The organism is bacterium, assembly GCA_016873475.1.
In the GTDB taxonomy this organism is placed as follows: Bacteria; Krumholzibacteriota; Krumholzibacteriia; order JACNKJ01; family JACNKJ01; genus VGXI01.
On record VGXI01000401.1, the window covers coordinates 1 to 1,704 of the forward strand.

Annotated in this window: 3 protein-coding genes; all 3 read right to left on the reverse strand. The window is 68.8% G+C overall.

Annotated elements, in window-relative coordinates:
- Positions 1-536 (reverse strand): hypothetical protein (locus FJ251_16150; GenBank protein ID MBM4119232.1); only part of this gene is annotated, 536 nt, incomplete at its 3' end.
- A 108-nt stretch (positions 537-644) separates the two neighbouring features.
- Positions 645-1,205 (reverse strand): hypoxanthine phosphoribosyltransferase, encoded by a 561-nt coding sequence (gene hpt / locus FJ251_16155; protein MBM4119233.1) that lies wholly within the window; start codon positions 1,203-1,205, stop codon positions 645-647.
- Between the two features lie 46 nt (positions 1,206-1,251).
- Entirely contained in the window at positions 1,252-1,665 is a 414-nt protein-coding gene (tilS, locus tag FJ251_16160) for a tRNA lysidine(34) synthetase TilS (GenBank protein MBM4119234.1), read from the reverse strand.
- Positions 1,666-1,704 lie beyond the last annotated feature (39 nt).

Genomic DNA, 1,704 nt, shown 5'->3' on the forward strand with positions numbered 1-1,704 from the left:
TCGACGATCTCGTTCAGCTCGACCTTGGCCTCGTCGGCGCCGGCCACGTCCTCGAAGGTCACGCGCGGCTTGTCGCCGCCGGCCAGCTTGGCGCGGCTCTTGCCGAAGGTGAAGGCGCGGTTGCTGCCGCCCTGCATCTGCCGGATGAAGAAGAACCACAGCAGCACGAGCAGCAGGATAGGCGCCCAGTAGATGAGCGTCGTCCACCAGTTGACGCCCTCGGCCTTGGTGGTGATGACGATCGGGTGCTCCTCCGTGGAGTGCTTGCGGATCGTCTCCAGCATGTCGAAGCCGGAATCGCGCAGGTGCAGCGTGAAGCGCTCGACCTCGACAGCGTCACCGCGCACCGTGATCGAGACCGGCTGGCGGAAGCGCCCCTTCACGTTGTCGCCGACGAACTCGACTTCCTTGAGGTTGTCGGCCTCCAGCTCGCTCATGAAGCGCGTGTAGGAGATGGGGTATTCCTGCGTCTTGCCGTAGTTGATCAGCTGCACGGCGATGAAGAGCAGGATGACCATGAGGAACCAGAAGCTCATGGTCCGCATGGGCCGGGGAACCTGGGGGCTCGGGCCGCCCGGGCGGGCGGGCCGCTTGCCGTTATCGCTCATCGCCGTCCTTTCTCACGGTCGCGCGGGGAGGCCGCGCTAGACCTGGTCGGGATCGATCACCGCCAGGTAGGGCAGATTCCGGTAGAGCTGGTTGTAGTCCAGGCCATAGCCGACGACGAACTCGTTCTCGACGCGGAAGCCGACCATCTCGATCGGGACCTCGATCTTGCGCGCGGCGTGCTTGTCCAGCAGCGAGCAGACGATCAAGCTGGCCGGACCCCGCAGCGCCAGGTGTTCGCGGATGTAGGCGAGGGTGAGCCCGGTGTCGACGATGTCCTCGACCAGTACCACGTGCCGGCCGGCGATGTTCAGGTTCAGATCCTGGAGGATCTGCACGCTGCCGCTCGAGTTGCTGCCCTCGTAGCTGCGCACGAGCATGAAGTCCACCTCGTGCGGGATCGGCGTCGCCCGGGTCAGGTCGGACAGGAAGATGAAGCCGCCGCGGAGCAAGGTGACCAGAACCGGCCGCCGGCCCCGGTAGCGCCGGGCCAGCTCCGCGCCCAGCTCCTGGACCCGCGAACGGATCTGCCGCTCCGTGAGCAGGATACGCGCAACCTTGTACTCGTCGGCCAAGCGGCTCTCCTCCACCCTGGGCATGGCTCCCCCTCGGGCCGGGACGCCTGCCGCGGCCATCCGCGACATACTAGGCAGCGGGAGGCTCCAGGTCCAGACAAAGGCAGCGCTTCGTTTGCGGCCCCACCGGCGCCTGCTCGCCGCGGGCGAGGCCCGGCAGCCAGAGCGCGCGATCCTCGGCGTCGAGCAGCAGCGGCCAACCGCCGCGCCAGCGCTGGGGTACTTTCCGGTCGATGAAGATGTCCGAGAGCAGCCGGCTGCCCGGCCCGCCGAGGAGGCGGATTCGCATGCCGGGGTGTAGGGTCCAGACGGGTCGCAGACAGAGCGGTTCGGCCAGGGCGTCGGCGTCGAAGACGGCCGCGCTCGCGGCGGCCGGCGGGCCGGGGTTCCCCTCTCGGCGCGTGAGGATCAGCGTCCAGCCGCCCGGAAGGGGCAGGCGGGCCTCTGCCGCCGCGGGCAGGGTGATCGGGTCGCTCGCGTCCATGCCGAACTGGGGTGCCGGTGGCGGCGCGGCGGAATCGCC

Bases quoted from the DNA above. Each gene is read 5' to 3' on its own strand.
- hpt (MBM4119233.1), bottom strand. From the start codon at position 1,205: ATGCCCAGGGTGGAGGAGAGCCGCTTGGCCGACGAGTACAAGGTTGCG.
- tilS (MBM4119234.1), bottom strand. From the start codon at position 1,665: ATGGACGCGAGCGACCCGATCACCCTGCCCGCGGCGGCAGAGGCCCGC.